We start from the raw sequence: 15,691 nt of genomic DNA, 5'->3' as shown, positions 1-15,691 counted from the left end.
CTTCGCTTTTCGTGTCTGTCAGGTTGTATTTTTCTTAGATGGCGCAGGGGCTGTAGCCGCAGTCCTGGCACTCGGCGCAGCCGCCCGAGTGGTTCATGGTGCCGCCGCACATGGGGCAGGTGTCGGGATTTTCCGTCATTTGCTTGGCGATCTCCCGGTTTAATTCGTCCTGCAGCTCTTTGATGCGATCGGTGGGATCCTTCTTATCCTTGGTGATCAAAATGCCGCTTCTGGCGCAGCCGTCGCGATAAATGGTGATGCCCTTCAGTCCCCGCTCCCAGGCGTAAACGTAAAGGTCTTCCACGTCCTCCACGCTGAATTCATTGGGCACGTTCACCGTGGAGGAGATAGAGGCGTCGATAAATTGCTGCCAGGTGGATTGGACGTTGATCCGGTCCCGGTAATTTAAATTGGAGGTGGTGATGACGTAGTCGGGCAGCTCTTCCTCCGTCGACAGATTCTGAGCCTCCATCAGCTTGCGAATGATCTCCGTATACACCGTGTAGTAGGTGTCTTCGGCATGGAGGGATTCGGATTTTCTCACGTAGCTGATTTGGAAGATGGGTTCCACGCCGTTGCTGCAGCCGATTAGGGTGGAGATGGAGCCGGTCGGCGCGATGGTGAGGAGCTGAGAATTTCTCAGGCCGTGCTCTTCGATAAGAGCCATCACGTCTTCGTCGGCATTGGAGCGAATAAATTCACTGGCCAGCACCTTGTCTTTTCTGTAGCGGGGGAAGGGGCCGTCTTTTTTCGCCAAAAGGGCGGATTGGCGCAGGGCTTCGTTGACGAGGACCCGGCCGATTTGATTGATGAGGTTTAAGGATTCCGAGGAGCCGTACTTCACGCCCATTTTAATGAACATGTCGGCGACGCCCATAATCCCCAGGCCGATTTGACGCAGATCACGAGACAGCTCCCGTTGCTCCTTCAAGGGGTGGAGGTTCATGTTTTCGTCCAGCACCTCGTTTAAATAGATGACGCCCTCCCGCACCAGTCGGCCGAAGGATTCAAATTCGAAGCGGGCAAATTTGCTGAAGGGATATTTTACAAATTCCCCTAAGTTTATGCTGGCCAGATTGCAGGAGCCGAAGGCGGGCAGGGGCTCTTCCGCGCAGGGATTCACCCCGGCGTATTCGAAGGTGTCGTCTTCGCTCATAATGTGCCAGGAATTGATTCGGTCCTTAAAGAGGACGCCGGGCTCGGCCATATCCCAGTTGTTCAGAGCCAAATTGTGCATCATCTCCCGTGCGCTGACTTCTCTTCGGATTTTTTCCCCGGTGGCTTCCACGTCGAATTTTAAAGTAAAGGGCTCGTCCTTTTTGTAGGCCTCGAAGAAATCGTCGCCGCAGTTGACAGAAATATTGGCGCTGGTGACCTTATCCAAATCCTTCTTTACATTAATGAAGTCGATAATGTCCGGGTGGGAGGCGTCCATGTTGAGCATAAGGGCGCCGCGACGGCCCCGCATGCCGATAAGGCCCGTAGTTAGGGAGTAGAGGTCCATAAAGCTCACGGCCCCCGTGGTGGAGGAGGCGGCGTTGTTGACTCTGGCACCCTTGGGACGAAGCTTGTTTAAGGTGAGGCCCACGCCGCCGCCGTAGCTGTAGGTGCGCGCCATCCACTTCGCCGTGTCGTAAATGGATTCGATATTGTCCTCTACCTGGGGCATGACGTAGCAATTGGACAGGGTGATCTTTTTTCCGAAGGCATCGAGACCGCGGCCGGCCAAAATCCGCCCGGCAGGCATAAATTCCTTATTGGCAATGGCCTTTTTAATGGCGGAGTTGCCTCCGGAGACCCGCTCCAGAAAGCCCTCGAAGTTTTCCGAATCGAAGCGGTATTTCTTCTCGTAAATGTCCCGCTGCAGATCCGTCATGTCCCAGCCGTGTTCCCGCAGGCGGGCGCGTTCTTCCCGGTAGAGAATGTATTTTTTTGCCGCCGCCGGATCCTTCGTCATCAAGGAAATTTCCACGGCGTCCTGAATGGCTTCGATGTCGATGGCATCGCTGCCATCGAATTTTTCCGTCACCTCTCGGGCTACGGCACGGGCCGCTTCCTCGTCCACGCCCTTGTCCGTTTCCGCCATGGCTTTTTGTACGGCGACGACGATTTTTTCTGCGTCGAAGTCCACCACATTCCCGTTACGCTTGCGAACCTTCATCCTTTTCCTCCTTTTATTTATCCACATGTTATCAACATATAGTGGTTAAGTTTCTGCTTACCTCAAAATGTAGTACATGATTTAATACTACGTCATGGGCGACGGATTTTCAAGACGATTTTTTTCAAATAAAAAAGACGCCGAAGCGTCTCAGTTTTCGTCGTAGGCTTTTAGGTTGTAGGCCTTTATGGTTCGAATCAAAATGTCGCCGTAGTGGGGATTGGTACTGTAGCCCGCCGGGTACAGGGCCTTGGCATAAGCCTCGGCACTTTCCGCCCTGCGCACGGTCTCGTAACGAGGCGCCTTGGCGATGAGCTTGCCGTAGTCGAAAAAGCTCTCCCGGGCGGAGCCGTAGGTGCGAAAGCCGTCCTTCACCATTTTTTCCGTCTCCCCCTCTATCTCCATGGTGGGAAGGACGACGCCCTTGCCTTTGATGCCGAAGTAGTTATTGTAATGCTTCGACAGTTCACTTTCGCCGAAATTCGATTCCACCGCCGCCTGGGCCAAAATCACCGAGGGGTAGAGCTCGTACTTCTTCCCCACTTCCTGTGCCAGAGGGGCGAACTCCGCGAAAAAATCTTCCCGGCTTAATATCGACGCCCGATCGGGCTCGTAGCGGGGTCTGAGAAAAAACAGAAGGGCCGCCACGAAGGCCATGGCGAGGAGGAGAGCCCGCTTTCTCTTTTTCACGATTTATTCCACCTCGATCACCGTGTCGGGATCGTCCTTAATGTAGAAGACATTTTTCCCCATGGCGGTCATAATGATGACCACAAAGGGCATGAGGTAGTTGAAGACGGCGAAGGGCATATAGGCCAAGGGCGAGACGTGGAGCACGCCTTTCATATAGACGCCGCAGGTATTCCACGGCACGAGGCAGCTGGTCACCGTCCCCGATGCCTCCAGGGTGGAGGAGAGGAGCTTCGGGTGCAGGCCCCGGCGCCGGTATTCCGGTGCAAACATGCGCCCCGGCACGACGAGAGAAATGTATTGCTCCGGCATGGTCATATTGGACAGAAGGCAGGTCAAGAGAGTGGCGCTGACGAGGCCCGTCACGGAACGAATTCCCTGAACCAAGGTCTTGACGATGACCTCCATTTGCCCCGTCTCCTCGGCGATGCCGCCGAACATCATGGCGATTAGGGTCAGGGACACGGACTGCATCATATTCATCAGCCCGCCGGCGGTTAAAAGCTTATCCAGGCTTTCGATGCCCGTTTCGGACACGTAGCCGTTCATGCCGCTGCCTAAAATTTCGTTAAGGCCCACGGTGGGCTGAATAATCGGGCCGATCAGCGTGGCTACCACGATGCCCAACACGATGCCGGGAAGCGCCGGCAGCTTAAAGGCGATGGTGACGATAACCACAATGGGCGGAAGGAGTAAGAGAGGGCTGATGACAAAGGTGCTCTTCAAGCCTTCCTGCAATGCCGTGATCCCCGAGGTGTCCGCAGCACCCGTCGAGCTGACGTAGCGGCCGGTTAAGAAGGCGAAGATAACCAGGGTAAGGACATAGGTCACCATGGTGGGCTTGATCATGGCCTTCACGTGGGTGAAGACGTCGGTGCCGCTCATGGCGGGGGCCAGATTCGTCGTATCCGACAGAGGGCTCATCTTGTCCCCGAAATAGGCGCCGGACAAAATGGCGCCGGCGGTAACCGGAGCCGGTATGTTCAAGCCTTGAGCGATCCCCATAAGGGCGATCCCCATGGTAGCCGCCGTACCCCAGCTGCTTCCCGTGGCAAGGGAGGTAATGGAGCAGATCACGCAGGCCGCGACGAGAAAAATCGAGGGCTTTAAAATGCCCAAACCGTAATAAATCATGGAAGGCACGACGCCGGTGGCGATCCAGATACCCACTAAAATCCCGATGGTGATTAAAATCATCACCGAGGGCAGGGCTTGGGAGATCCCCCGCACCATGGCCTTTTCGATATCATCCCATCGGTAGCCGATAAATAAAGCCATTAAGGCCGCAAAGATCACGCCGATAAACATGGGAATGTGCGGCTCGATCTTAAATTTTAAAATACTCACGCACATAATCACCACGAGGCCGAGAAAGACCGTCAGGGCCTCCCACAGCTTCGCCTTCCTCGGCGCATAATTGTCATTCATGAAGGGTCCTCCTCCCGGTAACTTTACTGCATTAGCAAGTGTCAATAGTTGAAGTCATTATAATATAAAACATCGCCGCTTGCCACAGAAATGACTTTCCCTCGCCGTAATTTTTCCTAATCTTGTATTTTCTGAAATAAATCCGCAGAAAAGAGATGCGCACCGCTTTGAATCGAACCCAATGCATTCACGCTTCCCTTTTGCCGGAGGGACGCGCGGAAAATTTTTTATTTCACGTTTCACCCGACATAACGATCGGCCTATTAAACAAGGCAACCGCTCAAGACCATAAAAAGACCCCCGACGGCGGGCTCCGAAAAACCGATCGTCGGGGGTCAAGAAATCCTTGTATATTCTGTTAAATTTTATTTCATGAATAAGCCTAAGATACCGCTGGAGTTCAGCCAGATACACAGGATGGCGAAGGGAGCGATGTATTTAATCATGACGGAGACGAAGCCCTTGCTCTTGAAGGGGAATTCTCCGTTATTGGTGACGGCTTTTTCAAAGTTGTCCATACCCCAAACGTGGCCGATGACGATACACATAAAGAAACCGGCAGCGGGCATGAGGATGGATTCTGCGATGTAGCTGACTTCGTCGAAGAAGTTCATTGCCATGGGCGGGAAGGTAATTCCGCTCCAGATACCCATAGACAGTGCTTCGGGGATGGCGATTAAGAAAGCGATGAAGCATACGAGCCAGGTAGCCTTTTTTCTGTCCATATCGTAGGAGTCGATGAGCCAAGAGGTCGGGTTTTCAATCAAGGAAACCGACGAGGTGATGGCTGCAAAGAGAACCAGGATAAAGAAGATAACAGCCCACAGGGAGCCTAAAGGCATGGAGTCGAATACGGCGGGCAGCGTGATAAAGATAAGGCCGGGACCCGCGGAAGGTTCGAAGCCGAATGCGAAGACTGCGGGCAGAATGGCAAAGCCGGCGAGCAGTGCTGCGCAGGTGTCTAATAGAGGAACGACAATGGAGTCTTTTTCGATGTTACTGGAATCCGGTAAATACGAGCCGTAGGTAATCATAGCACCCATCCCAAGACTCAAGGAGAAGAAACATTGCCCCAGTGCAGCCGTTACCGTACCGAGTGTCAATTTAGAGAAGTCGGGTTTTAAGTAGAATTCCAAGCCTGCTCCGGCTCCGGGAAGGGTGACCGAACGAATGGCGATGACGATTAACAAAGCGAACAGGGTAGGCATAAGAACCTTCGATGCCCGTTCAATCCCGGAGGAGACGCCTGCTTGAATAATGATGGCATTGATGATAACAAAGAGCAGGGTGAAGAAAATAGGAGCTCCACCGCTGGAAACGTAAGAGGTGAAAAAGTTTTCAGAATCGCCGGCGATTCCGGGAAGATGACCCATAACGGATTCCACGATATACTTCAGAACCCATCCGCCGATGATATTGTAATAAGTAACGATCATAAAGGGAACCAAAATTCCCAAGACGCCTACAAATTTCCATTTCGACGCGATTTTCTTATATGCGCCGATAGGATTGAGTTTCGTGTACTTGCCGATGGCCATTTCGCCCAACATGCAAGTAAAGCCGATTGTTGCAATGATAATCAAGTAGATGACGACGAACACGCCCCCACCGTTTTGACCCGTCAAGTAGGGGAACTTCCATAAATTCCCTAAACCAATGGATGAGCCTGCAGCAGCGAGGATAAAACCAATCTTACTGAAAGAGCCACGATCTTTTTGATTTTCCATAAAATCATCCTTTCACAACAAATTGCAACAACATCTGTGGAGCGTGCTCCATAAACGTTATATTGTATTCTTATTCTATCAGTAGATTTTCTTAAAATCAATGCATTTTTAAAGAAAATTTATTATTTGGGTGATAATATTTGCAAAAAGATGTCATCTGTTTTCCCCGTCGCCGAAATTTATTAAGCGGAATGAGATGAAATAGCCGAAAAGGGGGAAAATCACTTGTCGAACGTTTTCCGAACCACACCGGAAATTTTTTTAGGCAACAAAAAATGCGCACCGAAGTGCGCATTATGCTATCTTAAAATTAATTTTAGAAAGCAGGCTTGATGTCGTGATCGTCCCGGGTTTTGCCCATACCCATGACGCCGCAAATGGTGCCCACAAAGGCGCCGACGATGCCGGGGAGGAGCCAGCTGAATCCGAATTCAGCCAAGGGCATGCTTTCGACAATTTTCGCAGCCCCTTCGAAGGATCCGGTGGCATTGTAAATCGTCGTGAATGACGCAGCGATAATGGTGCCGACAGCCATGCCGATAATGGTGCCGTCGTACTTGATTTTACGATCGAAGATCATAATGAAGGACATGGCGATAATGGCGGGATAGACGATGTCGAGGACCGGGCCTGCCAGGCCGATAATGCCTTCGACGCCCACCAAGGACAAGACGAAGCTGACGAGGACGGAAGCGAGGACGACGTATTCGTACCGCCACTTGTCTCCGGAGACGGAGTTAAAGAAGTTTCCGGCAGCGGAGGTTAAGCCGACTGCCGTCGTTAAGCAGGCCAGGCTCACGGCCACGGCAAGGGCGACTTGGCCCCATCTACCTAAAAGCATGCCGACACATCCCACGAGTATTTCAACGCGGGTGGCATCTTTGGGGAAGTGGGTACCTCCTTGTGCGCCGACGTAGGTCAGACCGCCGTAGATGACGAACAGCAGAACCATGGCCAGGACGCAGACATTGATGATCATCATTTGCTTTTCCTTCTTCGTTGCGCCGCCGTAGCCCTTTCGAATCAAGTCGCCGGTAACGATGGAGGTACACAAAAGAGCGACCATGGCGTCCATGGTTTGATAGCCTTCCTTAATCCCTTCGGTAAAGAAGCCCGTGCCTTCTACGGGAACAACGGGGCCGATGGGATGGATCACGGCCTTTGCGATAATCAAACCTAAGAAGACGAGCAGCACCGGCGTAATGTATTGGCCGATAATGTCGATAACCCCGGTTTCCCGAATGGACAGGGCAAAGGTAATGGCGAAAAATATACCCGAGGTCAACCAAATCGGCGCGCCGGGAAAGAAGGGAAGGATCCCGACCTCGTGGGTCGTCGCCGCCGTACGGGGAATGGCGAAGACCGGGCCGACGCTGACCATGCCTGCGGTAGCCAGGATCACGGCGAAGGGATGATTGACCCGCCGTCCCAGGTCCACGGCCTTGCCGCCGGCAAAAATAGTGACTACCAGGGTGATGATGGGAATGACCGGGTCGGCAAGGAGAAAGCCTGCCATAACCGATGTCCACGAATCCCCGGCTTGGAAGCCCAAAAAGGGAGGGAAGATTAGATTGCCCGCGCCGAAAAAGATAGCGAACAGCGCGAAGCCGATGACAATGACGTCTTTTGATTTACTGCTTTTCATATATACACTCCTCAAAATTCAATACGAGATTCATTATACAGAATATTGAAGGCAATCTCTACGAAAGCAGTCATTTTGATTGTTTTATCGGAAAATGCCTTGATTTCCCAAAATGATTTTGGAAAATCAACACAAAATTTGAAAATTTTTAGGACCTAATTTTACATTAAACGATCAATATATTGTATATCATCGCTTCGCCCCTATTCGTACCGATTATTTTTTACGTCGCGGTACGCGGCGAGGAAGGACATGTCCATTTCCATAACGGCTTCGCCCTTTTCGTCCCGCACCGTCACGTGCATGTGGACGACGCCGTGTTTACCTCCCTTTCTGACATCCACGTGATCCACGACGATGGTGGTGTAAAGGGGCATATGAGCATAGACGGGCTTTAACCAGCGCAAATTATCCATGCCCATGCCGGCGACGAGGCCGCCTTCATCTAATTTCGTATGCACCCACTTGCCCCAACAGGCGTTTAAGGTGTGAAAGCCCGAGGCGATAAGGGCGCCGAAGCGACCGGCCTCCGCCGCCCTCCGGTCCACGTGAATGGGTCTGGGATCGTAGATGCGGGCGTAGTCTATGATTTCCTCTGACCTTAAGGAAACGGGAGGCATTTGAAAGGTGACGCCCTCTAAATAATCCTCTAAATACATCTTGCCTCTCTTTCTCAGCGAGCATCGACGATGGTGCCGCCGCCCACGACTTTCTCTCCGTCGTAGCAGACCACAGCTTGGCCCTTGGCGATGGCACCGTGGGGCTCGTCGAAGATCAAGGTGATCTTCCCGTCTTTTTTGTCGATTAGTGTGGCCGCCGTCTCCTTGCCGTGGTAGCGGGTGCGGGCAGTAACTTTCATTTCGTCGGTTTCGGGGACGCTGAGCCAGTGGAAGTCCACGGCATCCAGCTCCTTCTTCTTCAGGCTTTCCTTATTTCCCACGACGACGCGGTTTTCCGCCATGTCCTTATCCAGGACGTAGACCGGGTGGCCCGCGGCCACGCCCAGGCCCTTGCGCTGGCCGATGGTATAGCCCACGGCGCCGTCGTGACGGCCGAGGACGCGGCCTTCCTCGTCCACGATGTCGCCTTTTTCATAGGTCTTATCTTCCCGGCGCTCCAAAAAGGCCTTGTAGTCGCCGTCGGGGACGAAGCAAATGTCCTGGGAATCGTGCTTCTTCGCATTGACCAGGCCCGCCTCCTCGGCGATTTTTCGCACCTCGCTCTTTTCCAAATTTCCCAAGGGAAAGAGGGTGTGGGCCAGCTGCTCCTGACTCAGGCTATAGAGGACGTAGGATTGATCCTTCTTTTCGTCGGGCCCCTTTAAAAGGGCGTAGCGCTTTAATTTTTCGTCGTATTCAATGCGAGCGTAGTGGCCCGTGGCGATGTAGTCGCAATCCAGCTCCCGCGCCCGCTTGTATAGGTCTTCGAATTTTAAGTAGCGATTACAGTCGATGCAGGGATTGGGCGTCCAGCCCTTTTCGTAATAGGCGACGAATTTGTCGATGACCTCTTCCTCGAAGCGGGCGGAAAAATCGTAGACGAAGTAATCCATGCCCAGCTTCGCCGAAACCATGCGGGCATCGTCGATGTCGTCTAGGGAGCAGCAGGTGTGCCCGGTATGGGCCACGGTGTCATTTTCGTACAATTTCATGGTGACGCCGATGCATTCGTGCCCGGCTTTTTTTAATAAGTAGGCGGCGACGGAGGAATCCACGCCGCCGGACATGGCGACAAGTATGCGACTCACGATCTCTTCCCTTCTAATATTTCTCTCAATGCCTTTAAAAAGGCTTCCACTTCGTCCATGGTGTTTTCCCTGCCCAGGGACAGGCGCATAGGCGCCCGATTTTTCTGATCCACGCCCATGGCGCGAAGGACGTGGCTTTCCGTGGCGGCGCCGGCCTGACAGGCGCTGCCTCCGGATAGGGCGAAGCCCCTGCGGTCCAGCTGATACAGGAGGACGTCCCGTTCCATGCCCTCCACCATGGCGTGGACGATGCGTCCGTCGGCGGCGGGGACGGTAAGCGCCACGCCTTGAATTTCTTCCAGGCCTCCCCTCAAGCGGCGGGACAGCTCGTCCATGTGGGCGGCGTCCTCTTCCCTGTGGGCCTCCGCCTCTTTTAGTGCCTCTGCCATGGCGCAGATGGCGGGGACATTTTCCGTGCCGCTGCGTATGCCCCGCTCCTGTCCCCCGCCGTAGATGACGGGCTCGAGCTCCTTACGCGTAAGCAGAATCCCCACGCCCTTGGGCCCGTAAAATTTGTGGCCGCTCATGGCCACGGTGTGAGCAAAGGCGTAGGTGTCCATCGGTCGGTGGCCCGCCGCCTGCACGGCGTCCACGTGAAGGTGCACGCCCCCGTCGAGGCCCGCCGAGATCTCTTTCAGGGGCTGAACGGTGCCTACTTCGTTGTTCACCGCCATGACGCTGACCAAAAAAGTGTCCTCTCTCACGGCGGCAAGGACATCCTCGGCACTGACCACGCCGTTTTTATTCGGGGCGATGTAAGTCACTTCTACACCCTTTTCTTCCAAGGCTTCGGCGCATTTCAGCACGGCCTCGTGTTCCATGGCCGTGGTGACCATGTGGCCCGGACTCTTTTTTCGGTTTTTGTAGGCGCTCATGATGGCGATGTTGTCGGCTTCCGTTCCCGATCCCGTAAAAATCACGTTTTTCATGGACAGGTCGAAGAGCTGCGCCACGTCCAATCGGGCGCCTTCCAAGGCGTTTTTCGCCTCCCGCCCCAAGCGGTGGGGGCTGGAGGGATTGCCGTAGCCCTCTCTTAAGAGGGCGGTCATGGTCTCAAGGGCTCTTTCGCTCATGGGGCAGGTGGCCGCGTGGTCGAAGTAAATCATGGATCTCCTTTCACAAAAACAGCTCCCCGAAAGGAGCCGTCTATTTTTTTCCTACTGCCGCCGCCCGAATTTTCAGTTCATCGGGAACGCGGAAGGATTCTTTTATTTTCCTCACGGTTTTACGACGCACCGACGGCGTCAGTGCTTCGGATTCCAACAGGGTAAATACGGCCTCTGCATCGTGCAGGAGCGCTTCGGCAAAAAACCATGCCATAGCCATGTCCACGTAGTAGGGGCCGCTCTTAACGGCAGCTACGGCGGGAATGAGCCCCCGAGGATCCTCCGCCAGGTGGCGAAGGGCGAGGACGATCCCCAGCCGGGATACGAAGGGGCGGGAATCTTTCATTAGCGTCTTATAATAATCCCTGTAGTCACCCCGATAAAATTCCTGCGGGTCCATGGTATCCACCACGGCCCAATTATCCAAATAGGGCAAAAAATCGTCCAGGGCACGGGCGACATCCTCGCAGGCCCCGCCATTGATCAAGAGGCCGTGAAGGATATTCTCCTCGTAGCTCTTATGGGGCAGGGCGTCGAGAAAAGACCCGTCCAGGCTCTTGGCGAGCTTTCTCAAGGCGGGCATGGGTACGCCTATGATTGTATCCGAGGACACCGTGGGAATCAATCGCTCTAAAAATGCCTTGTGCCGCTCTGTGGCCGCCTCGCGCAGGGCTTCCTCCAAGGCCGTCATTTCACGGCTTTATAGATGATAAAGAGCAGAATCAAAAGGACGATGGCCACGAGGACCGGGCTGATGCGGCCTTTCTTGGGCTCGGGCTTTCTTTCCGGTTTCTTTTCCGGTGCCTTGGCCGGTGCTTCCTTTTTATCGGGAGCGACTGCTTTTTCCTTCAACCCTTCCGGTGCTTTCTTTTCCGGTGCGGCTTCTTTTTTCGGCGCTTCTTTTACGGGAGCCGGTTTTTCTTCCGGTTTTTTCTTTTCCGGGGCTTCCTTTTTCGGCGCCGGCTTAGCGCTGTGGCTTTGATGCTCCAGGCGTTTTTCCTCGGCGCTAACCCTTGCGTCCTTTTCCGGTTTCTTTTCCGCCTTTTTCTTCCGCTTTTGCGCCTGTTTCTTGCGCTTGTCCACGGGCTTCGATTCCTTATAAGCATCTGCGGCCTCGACCTTTTCCGGGACCTCGATCGGTTTTTCAGCCGGCGCTTCTTTTTCTTTCGGCGCTTCCCCGCGAGCCGGCGCCTTTTCTTCCGGTGCTGCCGGCTTTTCTTCGGCAACTTTCTCTACAGGCTTCGATTCCTTATAGGCATCTGCGGCCTCGACCTTTTCCGGGACCTCGATCGGTTTTTCAGCCGGCGCTTCTTTTTCTTTCGGCGCTTCCCCGCGAGCCGGCGCCTTTTCTTCCGGTGCTGCCGGCTTTTCTTCGGCAACTTTCTCTACAGGCTTCGCTTCCGATTTTTCCTCAGCGACTTCCTTCACGGGTTTTTCTTCGGCCTTCGGCGCTTCCTTCACGGGCTCCGCCTTTTCAACGGTTGCCTCGTCCTCGGGCTTGTAGCCCAGGGGATAGACCATGGGCGTTGAGCAGGACGCACAAAATTTTACACCGGGCTCATTTTCATAACCGCAATAACGACATTTCATTTCATTCCCTCCTTAACCTGATCCTTTAGGTTTATCTATACCCGAAGGATGATTTTTTATTTCACGGATAAGGGGCTTTTAAAAATTTTCTTTTAATTATTCTCCGAGGATTTTCGAAGCTTGGGCATGGGAAGCTGGGCGATAAGTATGGCGACGAAGAGAAGGACGCAGCCGAAGGCCTCGCGGGCAGTCAGGGCTTCGCTTAAGAGGATGATGCCCCCTAAGAGGGAAAAGACCGCCTCCAGGCTCAGGATCAAACTCGCCGTGGTGGGCTCCGTGTAGCGCTGGCCCATGATCTGCAGGGTAAAGCCCACGCCGCTCGATAAAATCCCCAAATATAATATGGCGGGCAGGGCCTTGGTGTACTCGCCGAAGAGGGAGGCCCCGGTAGACACAACGAGAATCAGCGACAGTATCGCCGCCGTAAAAAATTGAATGCAGCTCATGGCCACGCCGTCCACATAGGGCGCGAAGCGGTCGATGACGAGAATATGGACGCTGAAGGCCACGGCGGAGAGAAGGACCAGAAAATCTCCACGGCCCATGGAAAAGCCCGCGCCTTTTTTCATGCTGATAAAGTACAGCCCCACGGCGGCGACGAGGACGGCGAACCAGGTTTTTTTCGAAATGGGATGGTGTAAAAGTATGCCGCCGATGGGCACGAGGACGATGTAAAGGGCCGTAATAAAACCGCCCTTGCCGGCGGTGGTGTATTGAAGGCCGTATTGCTGAAGGGCCATGGCCACGCTTAAACAGATGCCGCATAAAATGCCGCCCTTGATGGTTGCCTCAAGATCCGTGCCCACGTCCCTCAGCTTCGGAATAAAGAGGAGCACGATCAAAAGAAACAGCGCCGCCGCCAAGGAGCGATGCACATTTAAGGCGAAGGGATGAATGTAGTCCATGCCGGCGATCTGTGCCACCACGCCCATGCCCCAGATAATCGTCGTTAAGAGCAAAAGCATAATGGCCTGACTACGCTTCATTTTCCCCTCCCTTGTCTAAGGTGACGCCGGTGGCGTGCATACTGAAAATTGCCTGATAGCAGAGGATGCCCCTTTGAAAAAAGCGCACCTCCACATTGTCGTTGACCTTGCCCCGCTTGTTGAAGGCGGCTTCGGCCGTGACCTCGCCCTCGTAAAGGGGCGCGTGGTAGAAGCAGGAAGCGGCCTTGGTCACCACCACTCCTTTGCGGTCACACAAAATGGCGCTGATCACATCGGCCATGCCGAAGTGGATCATGCCCTGGCAGGTGCCGGCGGAATTAATGGCGCCGGGCCATACCTTCCAGGTGGCGGTGAGCGTCTCGCCCTCCTGCTCCTTTATACTCAGCTCGGAATCCGCCATCAGGCGGTGATCCAAGCCCTCTTCTAAATAATGAAATACTGCCATGATTCCTCCCTACAGCTTCGCCATGTCAAATAGACCCTTGGCGCAGAGCGTCTCCTCCTGCCATACTTCGATCTCCATCACCGAGGTGTAGCTGCCGACCTTTTGAAAGCTCCCGCGAATATAAGCATCTCCCAGGCGCACGGAGTGGAAGTAATAAAAGTTCACGCTCTTGGTGAGCAGGTGATTGTTCCTAAGGCCCAGAGCCGCGCAAACCACGTCAGCCACGGAATAAACCGCCCCGCCGTGGGCGATGTCCTCCGGATTCAGCGAATTTTCGTCTACATGCCAGCGGGCATAAATACGCTCGTCCGTGTGCTCTAAAATCGTCAGATCGAACTGACTCGTAAAGCGCTGAAAAATTTCACGCACTCTTTTTTGTCTCCACTCTTCCATGCTTCCTCCTATAAAAAACGCAGCTGCCTGCTGTAATTCTCCTCTAAAGACGACACACTCAGACCCAAAAGCCGCAGCTTTTCGCCGCCGTAGAGGGCGCAAAACAGGGCCCACGCCTCTCGAAACAGCAGCGCCTCCCCCTCCAGGGGCAGGCCGAAGGTCTTAGATTTCGTGTGCGTGTGAAAATCCGACGTCTTGAGCTTCACCGTCAGGGTGTAGCCCACGATGCCTTTTTTCTCCATGAGAAAGGCCGTCTCCTCGGCGAAGCGCTTTAGCCGCTCTTTAAAAAAATTTCTGTCCCGCGTCTCGATGAAGGTCTCCTCGGTGCCGATGGATTTTCGCTTCCTGCCGGGCTCCACGGGCCGCAGGTCCTCGCCCCGCACCCGGTCGTAAAGCTCCAGGCCCGGTTTCCCGAAGGCCTCCTCCAGAAAATCCCGATCCAGGGCCTTCAGATCCGCCCCGTTGTGAATCCCCAGCTCCTTCAAGCGCCTTTCCGTCTTCTCGCCGATACCGTGAATCCTTGAAAGGGGAAGGCCGTCGATAACCTGCGCCGCCCATTTCCGGTCGATGACGGTAAAGCCCGCGGGCTTGTCCATGTCCGAGGCGATTTTTGCGAGAAATTTATTGTAGCTCAAACCGCAGCTCATGGAAAGGCCGAAGCGGCGCTTCACTTCCCTCTGCATGGTTTTCGCAAGGGCCTCGGGATTGTCCGCCCCCGTTAAATCCAAATAGGCCTCGTCGATGGACACCTGCTCCATGGGAAAGCCGTAGTCGTGTAAATAGCCGAAGACCTTTCGGCTCGCCCGGCCGTAAACGCCCTTTCTCGTAGGCACCACGATGAGATTCGGGCAAAGACTCCTCGCCATAAACATGGGCATGGCGGAATGCACCCCGTACTTACGTGCCTCGTAGCTCGCCGTGGTGACGATCCCCGAAGGATTCTTTCCGCCTACGGCAAGGGGCTTGTTTTTCAGAGCGGGATTCAATAGAATCTCAACAGAGGCAAAAAACGCGTCCATATCCACATGTAAAATGTCCAAATGAATCACCACCCTAATATATCAAAAAACCACCGTCGGCGTAAATCGCCTATGAAAAGGAGACAATATGAAACAAAAAATCGCCCTCTTCGATTTCGACCGCACCGTCATATCCACGGACTCCATCCTTATATTATACGACGTAACGGCGAGAAAAATCCCGGGCTTTCGCTCGAAACTTTACCGAACCCTGCTTCTCGGCAGTCTGTTTAAATCGCCGAAGGGCGTGAAGAAAAACGTCAAGGACAGCTTTCTCTCCATGCTCCGCTACTATACGGAGGACGAAATCAAGGCCTTCGTCTACGAGGATGTCATGGCACGCACCTTTAAAGAGGCGGTGGATGAAATTTACGCCCTGAAGGCCGCGGGCTACTACCTGCTTTTGGTCTCCGCCTCCGTGGAGGATTACCTGAAGTACGTGGGGGACGTGCTCCCCTTCGATCACATTATCGGCACGAAGACCGACGACGAGTACCGCATGACGGGGGACAACAACAAGCGCGGAAAAAAGGTGGACAACATTCTCGGACACCTGACGGAAAAGGGCATGGAGATCGACTACGAAAACAGCGTCGCCTACAGCGATTCCCTTTCCGCCGACCGCCCCATGATGGAGCTGGTCAAGACCCGCTATTTGATCAACAGCAAGACCGATGCCGAGGGCTATTTGCATCTCGACTGGCACGAAATCACACACGCTTCCTTAAACGATTAAATACTTTTTCCCCGGGTATCTATCATCCGAACATCGCAGCGCGCGATAGGACGGGCA

The 15,691-nt window shown here is 53.9% G+C and carries 15 protein-coding genes; 1 reads left to right on the top strand and 14 read right to left on the bottom strand.

The window, feature by feature from the left end:
• Positions 1–34: 34 nt before the first annotated feature.
• The 14 genes from BQ7397_RS02065 to BQ7397_RS02000 all read right to left on the bottom strand — a co-directional run bounded on the left by BQ7397_RS02065 (position 35) and on the right by BQ7397_RS02000 (position 14,919).
• Positions 35–2,161 carry an adenosylcobalamin-dependent ribonucleoside-diphosphate reductase gene (locus BQ7397_RS02065; RefSeq protein ID WP_077074529.1) on the bottom strand — a complete coding sequence of 709 codons (2,127 nt, stop codon included), beginning with the start codon at positions 2,159–2,161 and terminating at the stop codon, positions 35–37.
• 150 nt (positions 2,162–2,311) lie between these two features.
• Complete coding sequence (locus tag BQ7397_RS02060; RefSeq protein WP_083703369.1) at positions 2,312–2,851, bottom strand: glycoside hydrolase family 73 protein; 540 nt, start codon at positions 2,849–2,851, stop codon at positions 2,312–2,314.
• Positions 2,852–2,854: 3 nt separating this feature from the next.
• Positions 2,855–4,279, bottom strand: coding sequence for a Na+/H+ antiporter NhaC (gene nhaC, locus BQ7397_RS02055; protein WP_077074528.1), 1,425 nt, complete (start codon positions 4,277–4,279; stop codon positions 2,855–2,857).
• A gap of 365 nt (positions 4,280–4,644) precedes the next feature.
• Positions 4,645–6,006 (bottom strand): sodium-dependent transporter, encoded by a 1,362-nt coding sequence (locus BQ7397_RS02050; protein WP_077074527.1) that lies wholly within the window; start codon positions 6,004–6,006, stop codon positions 4,645–4,647.
• Between the two features lie 316 nt (positions 6,007–6,322).
• On the bottom strand, positions 6,323–7,651 hold the full coding sequence (gene brnQ / locus BQ7397_RS02045) for a branched-chain amino acid transport system II carrier protein (RefSeq protein ID WP_077074526.1): 1,329 nt from the start codon (positions 7,649–7,651) through the stop codon (positions 6,323–6,325).
• Positions 7,652–7,854: 203 nt separating this feature from the next.
• Positions 7,855–8,310 (bottom strand): MaoC/PaaZ C-terminal domain-containing protein, encoded by a 456-nt coding sequence (locus BQ7397_RS02040; protein WP_077074525.1) that lies wholly within the window; start codon positions 8,308–8,310, stop codon positions 7,855–7,857.
• Positions 8,311–8,324: 14 nt separating this feature from the next.
• Positions 8,325–9,398, bottom strand: a complete 1,074-nt coding sequence (mnmA, locus tag BQ7397_RS02035; RefSeq protein ID WP_083703368.1) for a tRNA 2-thiouridine(34) synthase MnmA — start codon at positions 9,396–9,398, stop codon at positions 8,325–8,327.
• A complete protein-coding gene (locus tag BQ7397_RS02030; RefSeq protein WP_077074523.1) occupies positions 9,395–10,504 on the bottom strand; it encodes a cysteine desulfurase family protein in 1,110 nt (369 codons plus the stop codon). Before BQ7397_RS02030 ends, mnmA begins: the two co-directional genes overlap by 4 nt.
• A 40-nt stretch (positions 10,505–10,544) precedes the next feature.
• Positions 10,545–11,195, bottom strand: coding sequence for a DNA alkylation repair protein (locus BQ7397_RS02025; RefSeq protein ID WP_077074522.1), 651 nt, complete (start codon positions 11,193–11,195; stop codon positions 10,545–10,547).
• Complete coding sequence (locus BQ7397_RS09420; RefSeq protein ID WP_077074521.1) at positions 11,192–12,094, bottom strand: zinc-ribbon domain-containing protein; 903 nt, start codon at positions 12,092–12,094, stop codon at positions 11,192–11,194. Before BQ7397_RS09420 ends, BQ7397_RS02025 begins: the two co-directional genes overlap by 4 nt.
• Before the next feature lie 92 nt (positions 12,095–12,186).
• On the bottom strand, positions 12,187–13,080 hold the full coding sequence (locus tag BQ7397_RS02015; RefSeq protein ID WP_077074520.1) for a DMT family transporter: 894 nt from the start codon (positions 13,078–13,080) through the stop codon (positions 12,187–12,189).
• Complete coding sequence (locus BQ7397_RS02010; protein WP_077074519.1) at positions 13,070–13,486, bottom strand: hotdog domain-containing protein; 417 nt, start codon at positions 13,484–13,486, stop codon at positions 13,070–13,072. The genes BQ7397_RS02015 and BQ7397_RS02010 overlap by 11 nt, the downstream gene beginning before the upstream one ends.
• A gap of 9 nt (positions 13,487–13,495) precedes the next feature.
• Positions 13,496–13,879, bottom strand: a complete 384-nt coding sequence (locus BQ7397_RS02005) for a PaaI family thioesterase (protein WP_077074518.1) — start codon at positions 13,877–13,879, stop codon at positions 13,496–13,498.
• An 8-nt stretch (positions 13,880–13,887) separates the two neighbouring features.
• Positions 13,888–14,919, bottom strand: a complete 1,032-nt coding sequence (locus BQ7397_RS02000) for a DNA polymerase IV (RefSeq protein WP_234970555.1) — start codon at positions 14,917–14,919, stop codon at positions 13,888–13,890.
• A gap of 67 nt (positions 14,920–14,986) precedes the next feature.
• Between BQ7397_RS02000 and BQ7397_RS01995 the strand changes: the two genes are divergently transcribed.
• Positions 14,987–15,634 carry an HAD family hydrolase gene (locus BQ7397_RS01995; protein WP_077074517.1) on the top strand — a complete coding sequence of 216 codons (648 nt, stop codon included), beginning with the start codon at positions 14,987–14,989 and terminating at the stop codon, positions 15,632–15,634.
• The last annotated feature ends 57 nt before the right edge of the window (positions 15,635–15,691 follow it).

This window comes from Aedoeadaptatus urinae, from assembly GCF_900155585.1.
GTDB lineage: Bacteria > Bacillota > Clostridia > Tissierellales > Peptoniphilaceae > Aedoeadaptatus > Aedoeadaptatus urinae.
Note: the sequence above shows the minus strand (reverse complement) of the source record. Positions and strands in the feature narration are given on the sequence as shown.